This is a genomic window from Luteolibacter arcticus, assembly GCF_025950235.1.
Taxonomy (GTDB): Bacteria; Verrucomicrobiota; Verrucomicrobiia; order Verrucomicrobiales; family Akkermansiaceae; genus Haloferula; species Haloferula arctica.
Genome location: NZ_JAPDDT010000013.1, coordinates 124,036 through 140,331 on the forward strand (window position 1 = coordinate 124,036; position 16,296 = coordinate 140,331).

Sequence of the window (16,296 nt, forward strand, 5' to 3'; positions counted from 1 at the left end):
CGATGGAGGCGCAGGCTCGGCATGAGGCATCTGGTGCGTTTCCCGATCGTTTTCCTCGCACTGTGGGCGTTGCTCCACGGGGTGAGCAAGATCGTGCGCCTGTCGCCGGAGTGGCCGCTGTGGGCTGTGGCCCTGGCGGGTGCGGCGGCGGCGGAGTTGGTTCTCGGGCTTTATCGCTACGAATCGGGCGCGGTGACGCCGGGGCGGGGCCGCTGGGTGGTAGGCCTGCGGCTGATGGCGCTGGCGGTGCTCGGCTGGATCCTGATCGAGCCGGTATGGGTTCGGATGGTCGAGCGCGACCGGAATCGCGAACTGGTGGTGGTGCTGGATGATTCGGCGTCGATGCATCTGAAAGACGATGGCGCGGACGCGACACGCCTGGAACTCGGCGAGCGGGGTTTGGAGCAGGCGAACCTCGTGAAGACGCTTTCCGAGTCGATGAAAGTCCGCACCGTGCGTGCGGCGCGCAGCGTGAAGGAAACGGGCGAAGGTGAGGCAGAAGGCTGGGGCGATGCCACGGACTTGGCCGCCGCGCTCGGCACGGTCCTGGAGCAGGTCCCGCCGGATGACCTGGCGGGCGTGATCATGGTGAGCGACGGACGCCACAACCGGCCCGGCCGGGTGGAGGATGTGGCGCGGCGCTTCGGCATCCTGGATGCGCCGGTGGGCGTGGTGGCGACTGGCAGTGCCGAGCCGCCGCGCGACGCCTCGATTCTGGAGGTGAAGGCACCCGAGGCGATTCACCTCGGCGACAAGATGCGGGTGACCGCCTCGCTGAAATTCGACGGTTACAAGGGCAAGCAGGCGAAGGTGAAGCTGATGCGAGACGACGAGGAGATCGAGTCACGCGAGATTTCGGTGCCGCAGGACCATCATCGGGAAGAGGTCCGCTTCACCACCGTGCCTGAGGAAGGCGGCGTCGGCGGGTTCCGCATCGAGATCGACGGGCTGGATGGCGAGCGCTTCGCCGACAACAACGCGTGGGCCTTCGAGACGTCCATCACCGATGCCCGGACGAATGTCCTGATCGTGGAAAGCTCGCCGCGCTGGGAATTCCGCTACCTGCGGAACCTCTTCTACGGACGCGACAAGTCGGTGCACCTGCAGTACGTGCTGCTCCATCCCGATCGCATCGAGGGGCAGGATGACGTGCTGATTCCGGCCTCGGTTTCGCGGCCCTTCGGCGATGCCCATGCGACGCGTCTGCCGACGAGCGAGGAAGAGTGGCGGAAGTTCGACGTCATTATCCTGGGCGATATCGCGCCGGAAGCTCTCGATGAACGCGACTGGAAGATCCTGGACGGTTGCGTCAAGGAACGAGCGGCGCTGCTGGTGATGATCGCCGGTCCCCAATACATGCCGCATGGGATTGCCTCGGAAACCGGGCGAGGCCTGGTACCGGTCGAGACCTACGAGAGGCATCGTACTTTTTACTCGGCGGGCGGGGAACCGTTCCGGTTCGCGCTGACCGCGGAAGGCCGTGCGCACCCGGTGGTCCAGCAGGCGACCGGCGAAGCGGCCAATGATGCGGTGTGGGCCGGCTTTCCCGCGGTCTCGTGGCGGCAGCCGATCCGAGGCTTGAAGGAGGGCGCGGAGGTCTTGCTCACCGCGAATGGCGATGGCCAAGGCGAGGAGGTCGGCGGCGGCGAGGGGCTGAGTGCCGCGCTCGACGCGCTGGCGAAGCGGCGCGAGCACGAGGCGGCTTCCGCGCTGCTGGTCACGCGCCAGACCGGCAAGGGCAAGGTGGCGCTTCTGCTCACCGACCGGACCTGGCGGCTGCGCGAAGGGGCGGGGGATTTGTATCACCACCGCTTCTGGGGCAACCTGGTCCGCTGGGGCGCGGGCCCGGTGCTGCGCGCGGGTGGTTCCCGGGCCCGGCTCGGCACCGACCAGCTCACCTACACGGCGGATGACCGGATCAAGGTGACGGCCCGACTGCGCGATGCGGAGTTGAATCCGGTCACCGATGAGAATTTGAAAGCCGAGCTGCTGCGCAATGGCGAAGTGGTTTCGAGCGTGCCGCTGACTTCGGTGGCGGGATCGAATGGCCTGCACGAAGCCGAACTCGCCCCGCTGGCCGAGCCGGGACGCTACGAGGTGCGGCTGCGCGGCGAGCAGGCGGACCGGCTTTCCGCCGAGGATGGCAATGCCGCGGTGACGGCGGGATTCCGCGTGGTCGGATCGCGCGGGCCGGTGGAGCTGGCGGAGACCACGCTGAACCGACCGCTGTTAGAAACCGTGGCCGGACTTTCCGGCGGCAAGGTCGTGGATGCGGCGAATGCCGGCGAACTGGCGGGACTATTTTTGAAGGAAGGCGACGCGCGTCGTGAACTGCGCGAGACGCCGCTATGGGACAATGCGCTGGTGCTGGGCCTGTTCGCCCTGCTGCTGGCGGCCGAATGGGTGATCCGCCGCGGCGGTGGATTGCCATGATGAAAGGAGCGATGTCATGAGCACGGACGAATCAAGGCGGGAAATCGGGCGACGGCTGGAGGCGGTGCGGTCGAGCATCCGGCGAGCGCAGTGGACGCGCGGCGGCCTGCTGGTGACGACCGTCATGCTTGGCGGCTTGCTGCTGATGATGGCGCTGGATCATCTGCTCGCGCCGCTGCCGCAGGCCGCGCGCTGGGCGATGTTCGGCGTGTGGGTGGTCGGCACCTTGGCCGCGGCGGTGGTCGGGCTGCGGCCGTTGCTGCGGAAGATCGGGCTGGTGCAGGTGGCGCGCTGGATCGAAGGACGGCACCCGGAAATCGAGGAACGCATGAGCACCGTGCTGGAGCTGGCCGGTGGCCACGGCGGAGTTTCGGAGAGTCTGTTAGAAGAGCTCGCCAAGTCGGCGGGTGAGGATGTGGGCAAGGTGGACGCCCGCGCCGAGCTGAAGGCGGTGGGCGCGGCGAAGAAGTGGGCACGGCCGGCGATCGCCTTGGCGGCGCTGTTGCTGCTGGTCTTCGTCGTATGGCCGAAGGAAGCGGCACGGCTCGCGGTGCGTGCGGTCGCGCCGTTCAGCACGCTGGGCAATGCCGGGGCGGTGAAATTTTCCGTGAAGCCGCAGGACGTGGAGTTGCTTGAAGGCGATGCGCTGGAGATCACGGCTAGCTACGATGGCCCGGCCAAGCAACTGGAGCTCGTGATGGCGATGCCCGGCGGCAACGAAATCATCCAGCCAATGCTGCCTGCCGGCGATGGCTGGAGCTACCGCCTCGATCCCGTGCGCGAGAGCTTCCGCTACAAGGCCCGTGCGGGTCGTGGTGAAAGCGACGGCTACGAGGTGACGGTGTGGCCCTTGCCCTCGATCCCGGAGCCACGGGTGAAGCTGGCTTTTCCTGAATACACCGGCTTGCTGCCAAAGGAAGACCCGCTGGGTCGTGGCATCGAGGCGGTGCGCGGGACCAAGGTGGCGCTGACCGGCGCACTGAACACGGCGGTCGAGGCGGCTTGGCTGGAGATCGATGGAAAGCGTGTGGCCGACGGGGCTTTGGAGAAGTCGGCTTCGGGTGGCCGGGTCATGGTGGCTTGGGATCTGAAGGAGGCGGGCTCGGGCGAGGCGGTGCTGATGTTGAAGCACCGGCTGGGCCGCGAGGTGGAGGCGCTGCGCTTTCCCGTGCGGGTGTTGGAGGATCTTTCGCCGGCGGTGCGCTGGCTAAGCCCGGTGGCCACGGAACTCCGTGTGCGACCGGATGAGGTGTTGGGGCTGCGCTACGAGGTGACCGAGGATTTCGGGGTGGCGGCGCTGCAGTTGGAAGTGAAGACAACTGGCCAGGAACCGCGGAGGTTGGCGCGGGACTTGCCTGAGAAGCTGGGCGGCGGTGCCAAGCCGGCGCGCTATCGCGGCGAGGGTGAAGTGGCGGTGGGCGAGTTGTTAGAGGCGTGGCCGCAGGCCGGTGAACTACGCTTGAGGGTCCGCGCGGTGGACGCGCGGCCGGCGGATCTCGATGGTCCTGGCGTGGGACATTCGGAGTGGCTGTTGATCAAGATCGACCGCAATGCCGAGTCGCTGGCGCGCCAGGAATTGCGGGCGGAGCATGATGGCGCGCGGGAAACGATCGAGGCGGCGATGCGCCAGGCCCGTGAAGCGCGTGAGCGGATGGATTGGCACCGCGGCGAGATGCGCAACGAGGAGTTGAGCAAGGACGCGGTGAAGCACTTCGAGGAAGCCCGCGAGCGGCTGGCCGAGGCTCAGGAGAATCTGGAGAAGCTGGCCGAGCGGATGCAAGAAAGCGTCCACGCGACCAAGGCGGACGAAGTACGGCAGGCATCGGAGCAACTGGCTCAAGCGCGGCAAGAGCTGGAAAGCGCTCCATTGCAGGACGGCCAGCAGCAGCGTGAGGAAAAGCTCGATAATGCCCGCGAACAGGCGGAGGCAGCCGTGAAGAATCTTGAGAAGGCGCGCGAAGCGATGGAACGCGACCGGCAGAAGGTGGAGGAGCTGGCGCGCTTTCAAGAGCTGGCCCAGCAGCAGCGCGAATTGGCGCGGCAGGCCGAGAAGCAGTCGACGGCGCAGCAGGAGACGCCGATGAACCAGGAATGGCAGGATCGTCAGCGCGGCGTGGAGGAGCAGTTGCGGCAGCAGTTGCGCGAACAACCGCAGGCGCGGGCCGAGGTGCTGGAAGCGCAGGCGGAGGAAGCGCGCAAGCTTGCGGAGGAAGCCAAGGCGTTGAGCGAGTCGCAGAAGGGTTTGGAAGAACAGGCGAAGCAGACCCCGGTGAGTTCTCCCGAGGGGCTTCGCGAGTCCTTGGCAAAAGAGCAGGCGAAGATCGCGGAGGCGGCGGCCGAGCAACTGGCGGAAGCGCGGCAGCAGCGGAGCGAAGCGGCGGATCAATTGCCCGAAGCGGTCGCGGCCACCGAACAGGCGAAAGATGCGCTTTCCAAAGGCGATGACCAAGCCGCGGCGGACGCGGCCAAGGAAGCCGCGGAGGCTCTGAAGGAGTCTGTTGCCGATCCAAAGCAAGGGGAAGCCGGTCAGTCTGAGCAAGGCCAACCCGAGCAAGGCCAACCCGAGCAAGGCCAACCCGAGCAAGGCCAGTCCGAGCAAGGCCAGTCCGAGCAAGGCCAGTCCGAGCAAGGCCAGTCCGAACAAGGCCAGTCCGAGCAAGGCCAGTCCGAGCAAGGCAAGTCCGAGCAGGGCAAGTCCGAGCAGGGCAAGTCCGAGCAGGGCAAGTCCGAGCAGGGCAAGTCCGAGCAGGGCAAGTCCGAACAAGGAGCGGCGGAGGCGGAGATGAAAGCTGAAGTCGAAGCCTTGGCGGAGCGGCAGGAGAAGGTGGCGGAAGCCTTGGATGCCTTGTCGGAAGGAAAGACCGCGGAAGCGCTGCAAGGTCTCCAGCAACTTCAGGCCGAGGAGGCGAAGCAGCTCGCGGAAGCCGTGGCGGAGATGCCGCAGGCGGAGGGATCAGGCCCCATGAACGAGGCCCGGGAAACCTCACGTCAGGGTGGCGAGCAGGCGCAATCGGCGGCGCAAAAGAGTGGCGAAGGCAAGGCCCAGGAGGCATCGGGCCAGCACCAACAGTCGGCCGCGAACCTCCAGCGCAGCGCCGATGCCCTTGGTCGTGCGGCGGAAGAGTTTGACCGGGCGGCTGAGCAAGCCAAGGGCCAGCAGCCGGAGCAACATCGCGCCCCGCTGGCACCGCAGGATCTTGCCGAGGCATTCCAGTCCGCGTCGCGAGCCTCGGAGCAGGGCCAAGCGCCCCAGTCTGCGAATCAAGCGACCCAAGCCGCAGAGGCCATGGCCAAGGCGGCGCAGGCTGCCCGCCAGCAGATGCAAGGGCAGGGGAAACCTGGCCAACCGATGCCCGGCCAGCCCGGCGAGGAACCGGGCGACAAGCCCGACGAGAATCTCCGCACCCCGGAGGCGGATCCCGGAGTGCCGCCGGAATTAGCGAAGCTCGGGATCAGCGCCGCGGACTGGGAGAAGATCCAGGCCAACCTGAAATCCGACGTCGGGGGCAGCGGTGCCGGCGGCGTGCCCGAGGAATACCGCGGGCTGGTGAAGAAATATTTTGAAGCAATGACCTCTGAATGAAAGCCCGTATCATTTCCCTAGCCCTCTGCCTCACGGCTTCTGCTGGCGTGGCTCAGGAAGCCGCCGATCCGGTCTTTGCCGAGTGGCGCGGGCGCGTCGACCCGGCGGTCGAGTCCGCCCTCGAATACCTCGCGCGGGTCCAGAAGAGCGACGGCTCCTTTCCGGAAAGCTACGGCGATTCGACCGGGATCCCGGCACTCGCGGGCATGGCCTTCCTTTCCAAGGGCCATCTGCCGACCGAGGGGCCATACGCGCAGGCGCTGAATCGCAGCATCGACTTCGTGCTCGAAAACCAAGAGGACAGCGGGCTCTTCCAGAAGGGCAACGCCGGCAGCGGTCCGATGTATGCCCACAATATCGCCACGCTGTTCCTTTCCGAGGTCAGCGGCATGGTCGACCCCCAGCGGCAGAAGAAGATCGCCGAGGCCCTGCCGCCCGCCTTGAAGCTGATCCTGAAGGCCCAGGCGGTGAGGAAGGACGAGCGCCATCAGGGCGGCTGGCGCTACCATCCCGGCTCATCGGACAGCGACACCTCGTGCAGCGGCTGGGCGCTCATGGCGCTGCGCTCCGCCAAGCTCAATGGGGCCGCCGTGCCGGATCAGGCGATCGCCGATGCGGTGGGCTACCTGAGCCGCCACCAGGACGAGAAGGAGGGCGCATTCGGCTACATGAATCGCTCCGACCACGCGCGCTCGCTGACCGGCATGGGCCTCCTTTGCCTCGAACTCTGCGGCAAGCACGGCTCGCCGGAGACCACCAAGGCCGCCGACTACGTGATGAAGACCTTCCGCGACCTGCCCGGCGACCAGTTCGAATTCTACGGGAACTACTACAACGCCCAGGGCACCTTCCAGATCGGCGGCCGCTACTGGAGCGACTACGCGAACTGGATGTACGAGACCTATTTGAAGAAGCAGACCGACGACGGCTCCTGGAACAGCCGCGAGGCCGGACGCATCTACGGCACCTGCATGATGGTGCTGGCCTTCACGGTGCCCTACCGCCAGCTCCCGATTTACCAGCGGGACGAGACGGTGGACGAAGCCGAGTGAACCAACCGGTTACTCGGCTGGCTTTTCTTCCGTTGCCGGCGTCTCGGTGGCTTCCGCCGGGGCGGCTGCCTTGGCTTGCCCGGCCTTCATGGCCTCCAGCAGGCTGCGGCCGGTTTCCTTCTCGTGGCGCACGGTCATGCCGACGAAAAATGCTCCGGCCGCCAGCAGTAGGAACAGCAGGGTCATGAAAAAGCTCGCCGCCGCGCTGGGCTGCGACGATTGCACGATGACGCGCTGCGGACCGGCTCCCGGACCCGCGGCTCCCCGGCGTGGGCCTCCATCTGCCACAGCGGCTGCTGCGGCGGCTTGTTCCTTGATGATGGGGGATTCCTCCGGCGGCTTCTCGCGGGCCAGCGCCTCGCGCTCCTCCTCGGTCAGGGTGAAATCGAAGGCCACGTCGCCGATCTTCACCGACAGGCCGTGGCGCAGCGGGATGATCTCTTTCTGAATGCCTTCCAGCTTGATCCCGTTGGTCGAGCCCAGATCGCGGAGCTGGTAGCCGCCGTCGATCCGCTCCATCACCGCGTGACGGACGGAAACCGAGCCGTCATCGACCACAATATCATTCTCGCTGCCGCGCCCCATATTGACCTTCATCCGGTCGAGAAGGAAACGGTAAGGCTGCGGGGTGCGGTCGGCGACGGTGATGGTGACGCGGGGCATGAGGTGAAAGACGTGAACTGCGGCGGTTTTCTAGCGGGAAAGAGTCGCGACCTGCACGGAAAAATTCGGACAGGCCGCAATCGTCGATTAAAGTGCGTAAACCCATGGGTCGCCGATAAAATTTCAACTTGCAGGAGTAAGTGAGAAGCGCTAATCGACCGCGCCCGATTTTTCAGCTCCGGGCGGTATTACGGATTTACCAAAGATTTCAAGAGACCCCACCGACATGGCCGACAAGAAGCAACCCGCGAAGAAGGCGGAACCCGCCAAGCCTGCGAAGAAGCCCGCTGAAAAGCCCGCTTCCAAGGCCGAAACCAAGAAGCCCGCCGCCAAAACCGAACCCGAGCACGACGAGATCGTTGAGATCAAGTCGCCCTCCGGTCCGATCAAGGTCAGCGGCTTTGCCCTCCGGCAGCGGCAGCGCTTGCTCGACCTCCGGGACGAGCTGGTCGACGCCATGTCCGGCATGACCGGGGAAATCCGCAATGCCCCCGAGGGCAGCGAGGCCTCCGGCAGCGGCATGCACCAGGGCGACGCCGGCAGCGATGCCTACGACCGCGACTTCGCCCTGAGCGTCCTGGCCAAGGAGCAGGACGCCCTTTACGAGATCGAGCAGGCCCTGCGCCGCATCGACCGTGGCGTCTATGGCGTCTGCGAAATGTCCGGCAAGAGCATTCCTCAGGCCCGTCTGGAGGCGATTCCATTCGCCCGCCTGACGGTCGAATGCCAAGCCCAGTGGGAGAAGGAATACGGCAACCGCCGCTTCCGTCCGTCCAATGAAGTCGGCTTCTCCGGCGGAAATTATTCGGATGATGAAGATTCTGAAACGGTTTCGCTTGACGAGGACGACGACTAAATTAGCGTTCGCGCCCCAACTTCCCGCCGCACATGCCACGCGAAATTATCATCCTCGAATGCACGGAAGCTCGTGCCGAAGGCAAGCCGCCTTCGCGCTACGTGACCACGCGCAACAAGAAAAGCCTGCGCACCCCGGGTCGCTTGGAGAAGGTCAAATTCAATCCTTCCCTCCAACGCCGCACCGTCCACCGCGAACTCCGCTAATTTAGCTTCCTAGCTTCCCATGTCCGAACCAAAGACCGTCGAGCGCCGGATTCGCTTCCGCAAGTCGAACCGCAAGATGACCACCCGCCGGCACGATATCCCGGCGGCCGAGGTCCATTTCCTGAATCCCGATCTCCTCTCGAAGTTCACTTCGGAGACCGGTAAGATCCTGCCCCGTCGCGTGACCGGTGTTTCGGCCAAGCTGCACCGCAAGATCACCCGTCAGATCAAGCGCTCCCGCGCTGTCAACCTGATGAGCTGATCGGGCGTTCCCGAAAGCAACGATTTAACGGAAGCCTGCCCCTGAACCGGGCGGGCTTCTTTCGTTTCCGTCCCCGATGAAGGAACTCAAGGATACTCAGAACGAACGCGACGACCGCAACCTGCCCATCGACCGCGTCGGTGTGAAGGGCCTGCGCTTCCCCGTGGAAGTGCACGACAAGGGCGGCTCGACTCAGCGCACCGTCGCCACCGTCGCCCTCGCCGTCGATCTGCCGCACCACTACAAGGGCACCCACATGAGCCGCTTCGTTGAGGTGCTGAATTCCCACGGCGGCTTCCTGGACGTCCGCTCGATGGCCGGGCTGCCGCGCGAACTGCTCAAGCGCCTCGACGCCCGCAAGGCGCACGTCGAGTTTCAGTTTCCCTTTTTCCGCAGCAAGGCCGCGCCGGTCACCGGTCAAACCGGCCTGATGGACTACGAGGTCCGCTTCGAGGTGGAAGCGATCAAGGGTGGCCCGCTCGATTTCATTCTCACCGTCATGGTGCCGGTCGCCACCCTCTGCCCGTGCTCGAAGCAAATCAGCGAGCGCGGTGCCCACAATCAGCGCGGGCTGGTGACCTACTCCGTCCGCTGCAAGGAGCCGGTGTGGATCGAGGACCTGATCGAACTCGTCGAGCGCTCGGCGAGCTGCGAACTCTACAGCCTGCTCAAGCGCCCCGACGAAAAGGCCGTCACCGAGCGCGCCTACGACAATCCGGTCTTCGTGGAGGACCTGGTGCGCAATGTCGCCTCACGCTCGAATGCGCATGCGGACATCGAGTGGTACCGGGTCGAGGCGGAGAACTTCGAGTCGATCCACAATCACAATGCGTATGCGGTGATTGAGAAGGTGGTGTGAGGGAGGCGGGTAAGACCTTCAGACATGAATTGAACGCATTTTTCCGCGACGCTTCGCACCGGCTTCACCGTTGGTTGCGATGGTTGTGCAATGCTACGCCGAACGCGCCGAGTCTTCCGCTGGTTGTCCCTTGAGGAGAGGATTCTATTGTTCGCTTGGATCATCGCGCTCTGGAAGGTTTCGTCCGCCAACTGGATTGTTGTGACGGACTACACCTACATGGGTAGCGTGGAGGTGAGAACCTACACTCCTCCGGTGAGCCCGATGTGGCGCCCCCCGGAGCCCTGCGAGATTGCTCCGGGTGCGAAGAGTTGGATCGATGGGCCGTTTTTCGATGCAGGAGGTTGGGGTGGCCCGGTCGGCGAGCCTGTTCTAAAAATCCATTGGGCACGGATGGCTATCGAGGCAGGCTTTGTCATGTGCTTGTTGTCGTCGATGACATCCGTCCTACTGCAGAAGAAGTAGCGGCGGCTGGTATTGCTCGACCACCTTCCCGTGAATTGCCCGCTTTACGCCGCCCGTAAACCGCGTCTAACCTGTCTCATTCAGGAAAGCGCGCCGGACTTGGCCCGTGGCCTGCTAAATTGAAGTCCACCCCAAGAACACGCATGTTTGACGCCTACGAGGCCAATGGATTTTTCGATGAAATGTTCGACGAGAGCGGAGCAGTCCGGCCCCACTACCGGGCGCTGCTGAGCCGCTTCTCCAGCTACCCCCCGGAGGACTTCGAGGCCCGGCGGGCGTCCTGCGACCAGCATTTCCTGAGGCAAGGCGTTACCTTCAACGTGTATCACGACGACCGTGGCACCGAGCGGATCTTCCCCTTCGACCCCCTCCCGCGGGTGATTCCGGCGGATGAGTGGGAGCATCTGGAAGCGGGGCTGACCCAGCGCATCATCGCGCTGAACCTGTTCCTGCACGACATCTACCACGAGCAGCACATTCTGCGCGACGGCATCATCCCGCGCTTTTATATTGAGGAGGCGAAGCATTACCGCCCCGAGTTCCGCGGCATGAACGTGCCGAAGGACATCTACATCCACATCTGCGGCAGCGACCTGATCCGCGGGGCGGATGGCACCTACTTCGTGCTCGAGGACAATGGCCGCTGCCCCTCCGGCGCGTCCTACCTGCTGGAAAACCGCAACGCCCTGAAGCGCGCCTTCCCCGGTCTGTTCGAGTCGCTCGGCGTTCGTCCGGTCGATTCCTACCCGCGCGAGCTGCTGAACATGCTGCATTACGTCTCCCCGCATCGCGAGGGAGAGCCCGTCTGCGTGCTGCTCACGCCGGGCTGCTACAATAGCGCCTATTTCGAGCACTGCTACCTCGCGCGCGAGATGGGCATAGAGATCGTGGAAGGCCGCGACCTCGTGGTGATGGACGATTTCGTCTATATGCGCACCACCAAGGGGCTGGTCCGCGTGGACGTGATCTACCGCCGCATAGATGATGATTTCCTCGACCCCACCGTCTTCCGGAAGGACTCCGTGCTCGGCGTGCCCGGCATCATGAAGGCCTATCAGGCCGGCAACGTGGCGCTGGCGAATGCTGTCGGCACCGGCGTCGCGGACGACAAGGTCATCTACTACTTCGTCCCCAAGATCATCGAATACTACCTAGGCCAGGATCCCATCCTGCCGAATGTCCCGACCTACCTCGCGTCGGAAGAAAGCGACCGGAAGTACATTCTGGAGCATCTGCCCGAGCTCGTCGTGAAAGCGGCAAACGAATCCGGCGGCTACGGCATGCTGATGGGTCCCTCCGCGACCCAGGAGGAGATCGCCAAATTCAAGGAGATGATCATCGAAGACCCGCGGAATTTCATCGCCCAGCCGGTCGTCGCGCTGTCCCGCTCGCCCACGTGGTGCGAGGGGAACATGGAGGGCCGCCACATCGACCTGCGCCCCTACATCATCTATGGCGACGATGTGAAGATCGTTCCCGGGGGCTTAACGCGCGTGGCCTTGCGGAAAGGCTCGCTGGTCGTGAACTCGTCGCAGGGCGGCGGCTCCAAGGATACCTGGGTCTTGAAATAACTTCCGTCATGCTATCCCGCGTTGCCAATAGTCTCTACTGGATGGTCCGCTACATCGAGCGGGCCGACAATCTCTCCCGCCTGATCGAGGTCAACGGCCAGCTCCTGCTCGACCATGAGCGCCTCGACAGCGAACGCCTGCGTGCCTTCTGGAAACCCATCATCCTCGCCACCGGCGACGATGAACTGTTCGGCGAACTTTACAGCGAAGCCGGCAGTGTGGAGGTGATCCGTTTCCTGACCGACGACCGCAAGAATCCTAACAGCATCGTCTCGTCCATCGCCCAGGGTCGTGAAAACGCCCGGATGGTGCGCGACCAGCTCTCGGAGGAGCTGTGGGAAGAGCTGAACAGCCTCTATCTCTTCATCAACTCCCGCGACGGCCAGCTACTGCTCTCGGCAGACCCGACGCGATACTACGAGACCATCCGGCGCGCGACCTTTACCTTCCACGGCATCGCCGCGGCATCGATCGCACGCAGCGAAGCGTGGGAGTTCATGGATCTGGGCCGTCACTTGGAGCGGGCGGACAAGACGACCCGCTTCCTCGACATCACCAGTTTCCTGCCGGAGGTGGAGGACGGGAACGGCGCCGCGACCTTCCATTGGACCGCCATCCTTCGTTCCTGTGGTGCGCTCGGAGCCTTCCGGGCACAACATCAAGGGCAGCCCTCCGCCGGGAACGTGCTCGACCTGCTGATGTTCTCGAATGATTTCCCGCGCTCGGTCCGCTACTGCGTCGATCGCATCGACCGCAACCTTCATCGCATCTCGGGATCGCCGCGAGGCACCTATACGAATGACGCCGAACGAGTCGCCGGCCGGATGCTTTCCGAGCTATCCTACGGCTCCACCGACGAGGTGCTGAAGCAGGGGCTTCACGAGTATCTCGATGATGCACAGACCCGCTTCAACCAAATCGGCGAGGGCTTGTTCAACGCCTATGTGTTCCCCGATATCACCGATGCGCGCCCGCCGATCCCGGCTGCGAGCATGTCGGCGGTTGTGGCTTGGCAGATGTCGCAGCAGCAGCAATAGCGCGCCGCGCTTGCCCTTCCACCTGCCGCATTGAATACCCTTATCGAATCTGGCCCGAAACCTGCGCTCACCGCCGGACCTCCCATGGGACAACCGCTGCAGCCAGGCCCGATCTTCAAAGTCCTTCACCGCACCGTCTTCGACTATGACGCACCGGTACGGGACAGCTTGAACACGCTCCATCTGGAGCCGCGGACCTTTCCCTTCCAACGCACTTTATCGGCGGTGGTGAAGGTGCTGCCGGCGACCCGCGTGCGGCGCTTTCACGACCTGTTCGAGAACGTCACCCACCACTTCGAGGTTCCGGGCGACCACCGGCGGTTGGAGATCGAGAGCCGGATCCGCATCCAGAATCTGCCGCTCGTGGTGCCGCAGGCCTCGCAGAAGGCGCTGCTCCACGAATACCGCGGCGGTGATATCCCGGAGAGAACTTGGGCTTATCTGCAAGACAGCCGCTTCGTCTTCCGCCATCCGCAGATCTGGCGGCAGGCATTGGACATCACCGCTGGCATCGAACCTGTCTTCGAACAAGCCGTGGCGATCATGCACTGGGTCCACCGGGAGTTCCGTTACGAGGAAGGCTCGACCCACGTGAACACTCACATCGAGGAAGCCTTCGCCCTGCGCCGCGGGGTTTGCCAAGATTTCACCCACGTGATGCTCGGCCTGTGCCGCTCCATCGGCATCCCGGCTCGCTACGCTTCCGGGTATCTCTACAATGGCCCGCGCGATCACTTGTTAGGCGCGCAGGCGTCCCATGCCTGGCCGGAAGTCTTCTTCCCCGGCGTCGGCTGGATCGGCTTTGACCCGACCAATGAAACGCTGGCCGACGAACGCTACATCAAGGTCGCCGTCGGCCGCGACTACGACGACGTCGCGCCAGTCCGCGGCACCTATCACGGCAGCGGTCACTGCAAGATGACCGTGACGGTGGAAGTGGACAAGGTGGAGTGACGAGCAGGCGGTTGTTGCCGGAGCTAGTGTGATTCTCCTACATGGAGAAGATGAAACGACGATCAGCCTTCATCTTCGCTGTGATCCTTGCCGCGGCAGTCGGACTCGTTGCTTGGGCGGGCCCGCTGAAAAGCAGCCTGCCGAATTTCGACAGGGCCACGATGAGCATCTTCGGGCAGCGGGAGCAGGAGGAAGTGGAACTCTCGCTCGCGCAACGAGAGCGGCTCCACGACCTTTTCAGCGGTATTCCCCGCGATCGAATCCCCGCGAAATGGCAGGTTTTCGGAACGGTCCGGCTCTTCGACGAAGGGCGAGAGGTATCGACCGTGGAGGTATTCTCGAATTCCACTGGTGGCGGCCCGTTCCGCATCGGGAAGCACTACTTTCTAGGATACGATCAAAAGGGATTCCGAGAGATGCTAGGAGTCCAAGACCACTCCGATTCCTCCCGCTGACAATCATTCGTCCACCACCGGCACCAGCTTGATGCTTCTCAGATTCATCAGGCCGATGCCTTGGATGCTGAGCGGGCGGACGTGAAGTGACATGAGGCCCGGTTGCGAAAGGGCGATGGTCCCGACTTTCACCCGGCGGAAATCGCGCCAGTGGTCGTAGGGTGTTAGACGGTGGTGGATCGTCTGGTCGAGCAGCCGGATTTCCACTTCACCGCCGGAGTCCGGCCCGACCGCGCTATCCAGATAGACGTCGAACTTGCCCGGTCCCTGGGTTCCCGGAGCCGATGGCGAGCGGAGGACGAAGGGAAACCAAACGCTTTCGCCGGTGTCCGACCAAAAGCCGATATGGCTTTCCTCCAGCCGCATGGGATTGGTTGCGGTGACCGACGGCGCGAGGATCGCTTGGGTCGCGGAAAGGGTGATCGAGCGATCCACCGCTTGGCGCGGGTAGGGCGAGGAATCGAAGACCGGGGTGCCATCGAGCCGTAGCGCCACGACCGGCAGCGGGTCATCGGGATCGGGTGGGGAAGTGGGCAGATGGATCACCGGCGGCCCGCCTTTCGACTGCTCCACGCGCACGGTGCCACCCCCGAGCAAGGTCGCGGAGCTACAGGGTGTCTCAAGGCCCTCGATGGAAAGCAGGCCGCCTTCCGGCCACTCGTTCAGGTGGCAGTAGAGCGTCGTCGGCCGGCCATCGGCGGACAGCGTGATGCGTCCCTTGAATGGCGGTTCGGGCAGGGGAGAGGCCGTGGTGCCGTAGATCGCTTCGCCATGGGTTTGCAGCCAAGCTCCCACGGCTCTCAAGGTCGCGACTGCTGGCTCGGGAATGCGTCCCTTGGCATCGGGGCCGACATTCAGCAGCAGGTTGCCGCCCTTGCTCGCGACCTCGGAAAGCAGGCGGATCACTTCGGCCGGGCTTTTCCAGGAGTCCTCCCGGTGGCGGTAGCCGAAGCTCCGGCTGAGCGTGTGAGAGGCTTCGAAGAGCCGACCGGAATAGCTGCCGCGGGGAACGTAGCGGTCCGGTGTTAGAAAGTCGCCGTTAGGGTTTTCCAAGCCGCTCCAGAAGCGGTTGTTGATGACCACGCCGGGCTGATGGGTGCGCCAGATATCGAGGATCGAGCGCGTGCCCCAGTGGGCGCCTTCATTGCCGGAGGATGAATAGTCCACCCACAGCACGCCGAGCGGGCCGTAGCCGGATGCGAGTTCGGCGAGGTGCTGGTGCAGGTAGCGGCGGTAACGCGCCGGGTCGGGGTACTGCCAGTCGATGAGGGAGTAGTAAACGCCCGGCACCACACCCGCGCGGCGGAAGCTGTCGGCATATTCGCGGAACAGGTCGCGTCCGGGTGGCGAGATGTTGGTCGAGCCGCTGACCGGGTTGTGGGCGGAGTATTCCGCCTTGCTGTTGAAGAGCGTGTAGCCCTCGTGGTGCTTTGCGGTGAAGACGGCATAGCGCATGCCTGCTTCCTTGGCCAAGGTTGCCCAAGCCTCGGTACAGCCGGGTTCGGGAGAGAAGAGCGGCTTGAGCGCCCGTCCATAGTCGGGCTCGGAGACCGAGGCCCAGGTGCGGATGCGCTCGGATTGCGGCTGTTCAAATGCCCGGCCATTCGCCGGATCCGGTGGCCAATAGCCGCCGGCCGCCGAATAGAGGCCCAGATGAATCATCATGCCGAAGCGCGCCTCGCGAAACCACTTCGTCCGCTGCTCGTGATCGGCCCGCCATTCGGCACTGCCGGCGAAGGGTAGCATCTCAGGATCCACCTCATCCTCGCTCTCCGACGCATGCGATGGCACAGCCAACAGCAGGGAAGCCGCTGTCCCCACCACCCATCGCTGAAGAACCATCGCACGCATTGGAACAATCCGTCTCCTTTGACCGCCCGGAACGCCAGAGAAAATCCGG

At 64.2% G+C, this 16,296-nt stretch carries 13 protein-coding genes; 11 read left to right on the forward strand and 2 right to left on the reverse strand.

Translation table 11 applies throughout. From position 1 onward, the window contains the following. Window positions 1-33 precede the first annotated feature (33 nt). Genes OKA05_RS22330 through OKA05_RS22340 form a run of 3 tightly spaced genes read left to right on the forward strand, consistent with a single transcriptional unit; the run spans window position 34 to window position 7,068 of the window. Window positions 34-2,433 (forward strand): hypothetical protein, encoded by a 2,400-nt coding sequence (locus tag OKA05_RS22330; protein WP_264489418.1) that lies wholly within the window; start codon window positions 34-36, stop codon window positions 2,431-2,433. A gap of 16 nt (window positions 2,434-2,449) precedes the next feature. After that, on the forward strand, window positions 2,450-6,016 hold the full coding sequence (locus OKA05_RS22335; protein ID WP_264489419.1) for a coiled-coil domain-containing protein: 3,567 nt from the start codon (window positions 2,450-2,452) through the stop codon (window positions 6,014-6,016). Then, entirely contained in the window at window positions 6,013-7,068 is a 1,056-nt protein-coding gene (locus tag OKA05_RS22340; RefSeq protein WP_264489420.1) for a prenyltransferase/squalene oxidase repeat-containing protein, read from the forward strand. The genes OKA05_RS22335 and OKA05_RS22340 overlap by 4 nt, the downstream gene beginning before the upstream one ends. A 9-nt stretch (window positions 7,069-7,077) precedes the next feature. Here OKA05_RS22340 and OKA05_RS22345 read toward each other — a convergent pair whose 3' ends face one another. Further along, entirely contained in the window at window positions 7,078-7,731 is a 654-nt protein-coding gene (locus OKA05_RS22345) for an FHA domain-containing protein (RefSeq protein WP_264489421.1), read from the reverse strand. A gap of 226 nt (window positions 7,732-7,957) precedes the next feature. Here OKA05_RS22345 and OKA05_RS22350 point away from each other — a divergent pair, with 226 nt between their 5' ends. The 8 genes from OKA05_RS22350 (at window position 7,958) to OKA05_RS22385 (ending at window position 14,396) form a co-directional block, all read left to right on the forward strand. After that, window positions 7,958-8,587, forward strand: coding sequence for a TraR/DksA family transcriptional regulator (locus tag OKA05_RS22350; protein WP_264489422.1), 630 nt, complete (start codon window positions 7,958-7,960; stop codon window positions 8,585-8,587). A gap of 32 nt (window positions 8,588-8,619) precedes the next feature. Next, window positions 8,620-8,793, forward strand: coding sequence for a 50S ribosomal protein L33 (gene rpmG, locus OKA05_RS22355; RefSeq protein WP_264489423.1), 174 nt, complete (start codon window positions 8,620-8,622; stop codon window positions 8,791-8,793). A 19-nt stretch (window positions 8,794-8,812) separates the two neighbouring features. Beyond that, window positions 8,813-9,055, forward strand: a complete 243-nt coding sequence (rpsR, locus tag OKA05_RS22360; protein WP_264489424.1) for a 30S ribosomal protein S18 — start codon at window positions 8,813-8,815, stop codon at window positions 9,053-9,055. Window positions 9,056-9,131: 76 nt separating this feature from the next. After that, window positions 9,132-9,914: a GTP cyclohydrolase FolE2 gene (gene folE2, locus OKA05_RS22365; protein WP_264489425.1), complete on the forward strand. Its 783-nt coding sequence runs from the start codon at window positions 9,132-9,134 to the stop codon at window positions 9,912-9,914. Window positions 9,915-10,522: 608 nt separating this feature from the next. Next, window positions 10,523-11,950, forward strand: a complete 1,428-nt coding sequence (locus OKA05_RS22370) for a circularly permuted type 2 ATP-grasp protein (protein ID WP_264489426.1) — start codon at window positions 10,523-10,525, stop codon at window positions 11,948-11,950. Window positions 11,951-11,958: 8 nt separating this feature from the next. Beyond that, complete coding sequence (locus OKA05_RS22375; protein ID WP_264489427.1) at window positions 11,959-12,987, forward strand: alpha-E domain-containing protein; 1,029 nt, start codon at window positions 11,959-11,961, stop codon at window positions 12,985-12,987. A gap of 84 nt (window positions 12,988-13,071) precedes the next feature. Beyond that, the gene (locus tag OKA05_RS22380; RefSeq protein ID WP_264489428.1) at window positions 13,072-13,941 is read left to right on the forward strand and encodes a transglutaminase family protein; all 870 of its coding nucleotides are present in this window, start codon (window positions 13,072-13,074) and stop codon (window positions 13,939-13,941) included. Window positions 13,942-13,991: 50 nt separating this feature from the next. Then, window positions 13,992-14,396 (forward strand): hypothetical protein, encoded by a 405-nt coding sequence (locus OKA05_RS22385; protein ID WP_264489429.1) that lies wholly within the window; start codon window positions 13,992-13,994, stop codon window positions 14,394-14,396. A gap of 3 nt (window positions 14,397-14,399) precedes the next feature. On the opposite strand, the gene OKA05_RS22390 is transcribed toward OKA05_RS22385, so the two are convergent. Next, the gene (locus OKA05_RS22390) at window positions 14,400-16,238 is read right to left on the reverse strand and encodes an alpha-L-fucosidase (protein ID WP_264489430.1); all 1,839 of its coding nucleotides are present in this window, start codon (window positions 16,236-16,238) and stop codon (window positions 14,400-14,402) included. Window positions 16,239-16,296 lie beyond the last annotated feature (58 nt).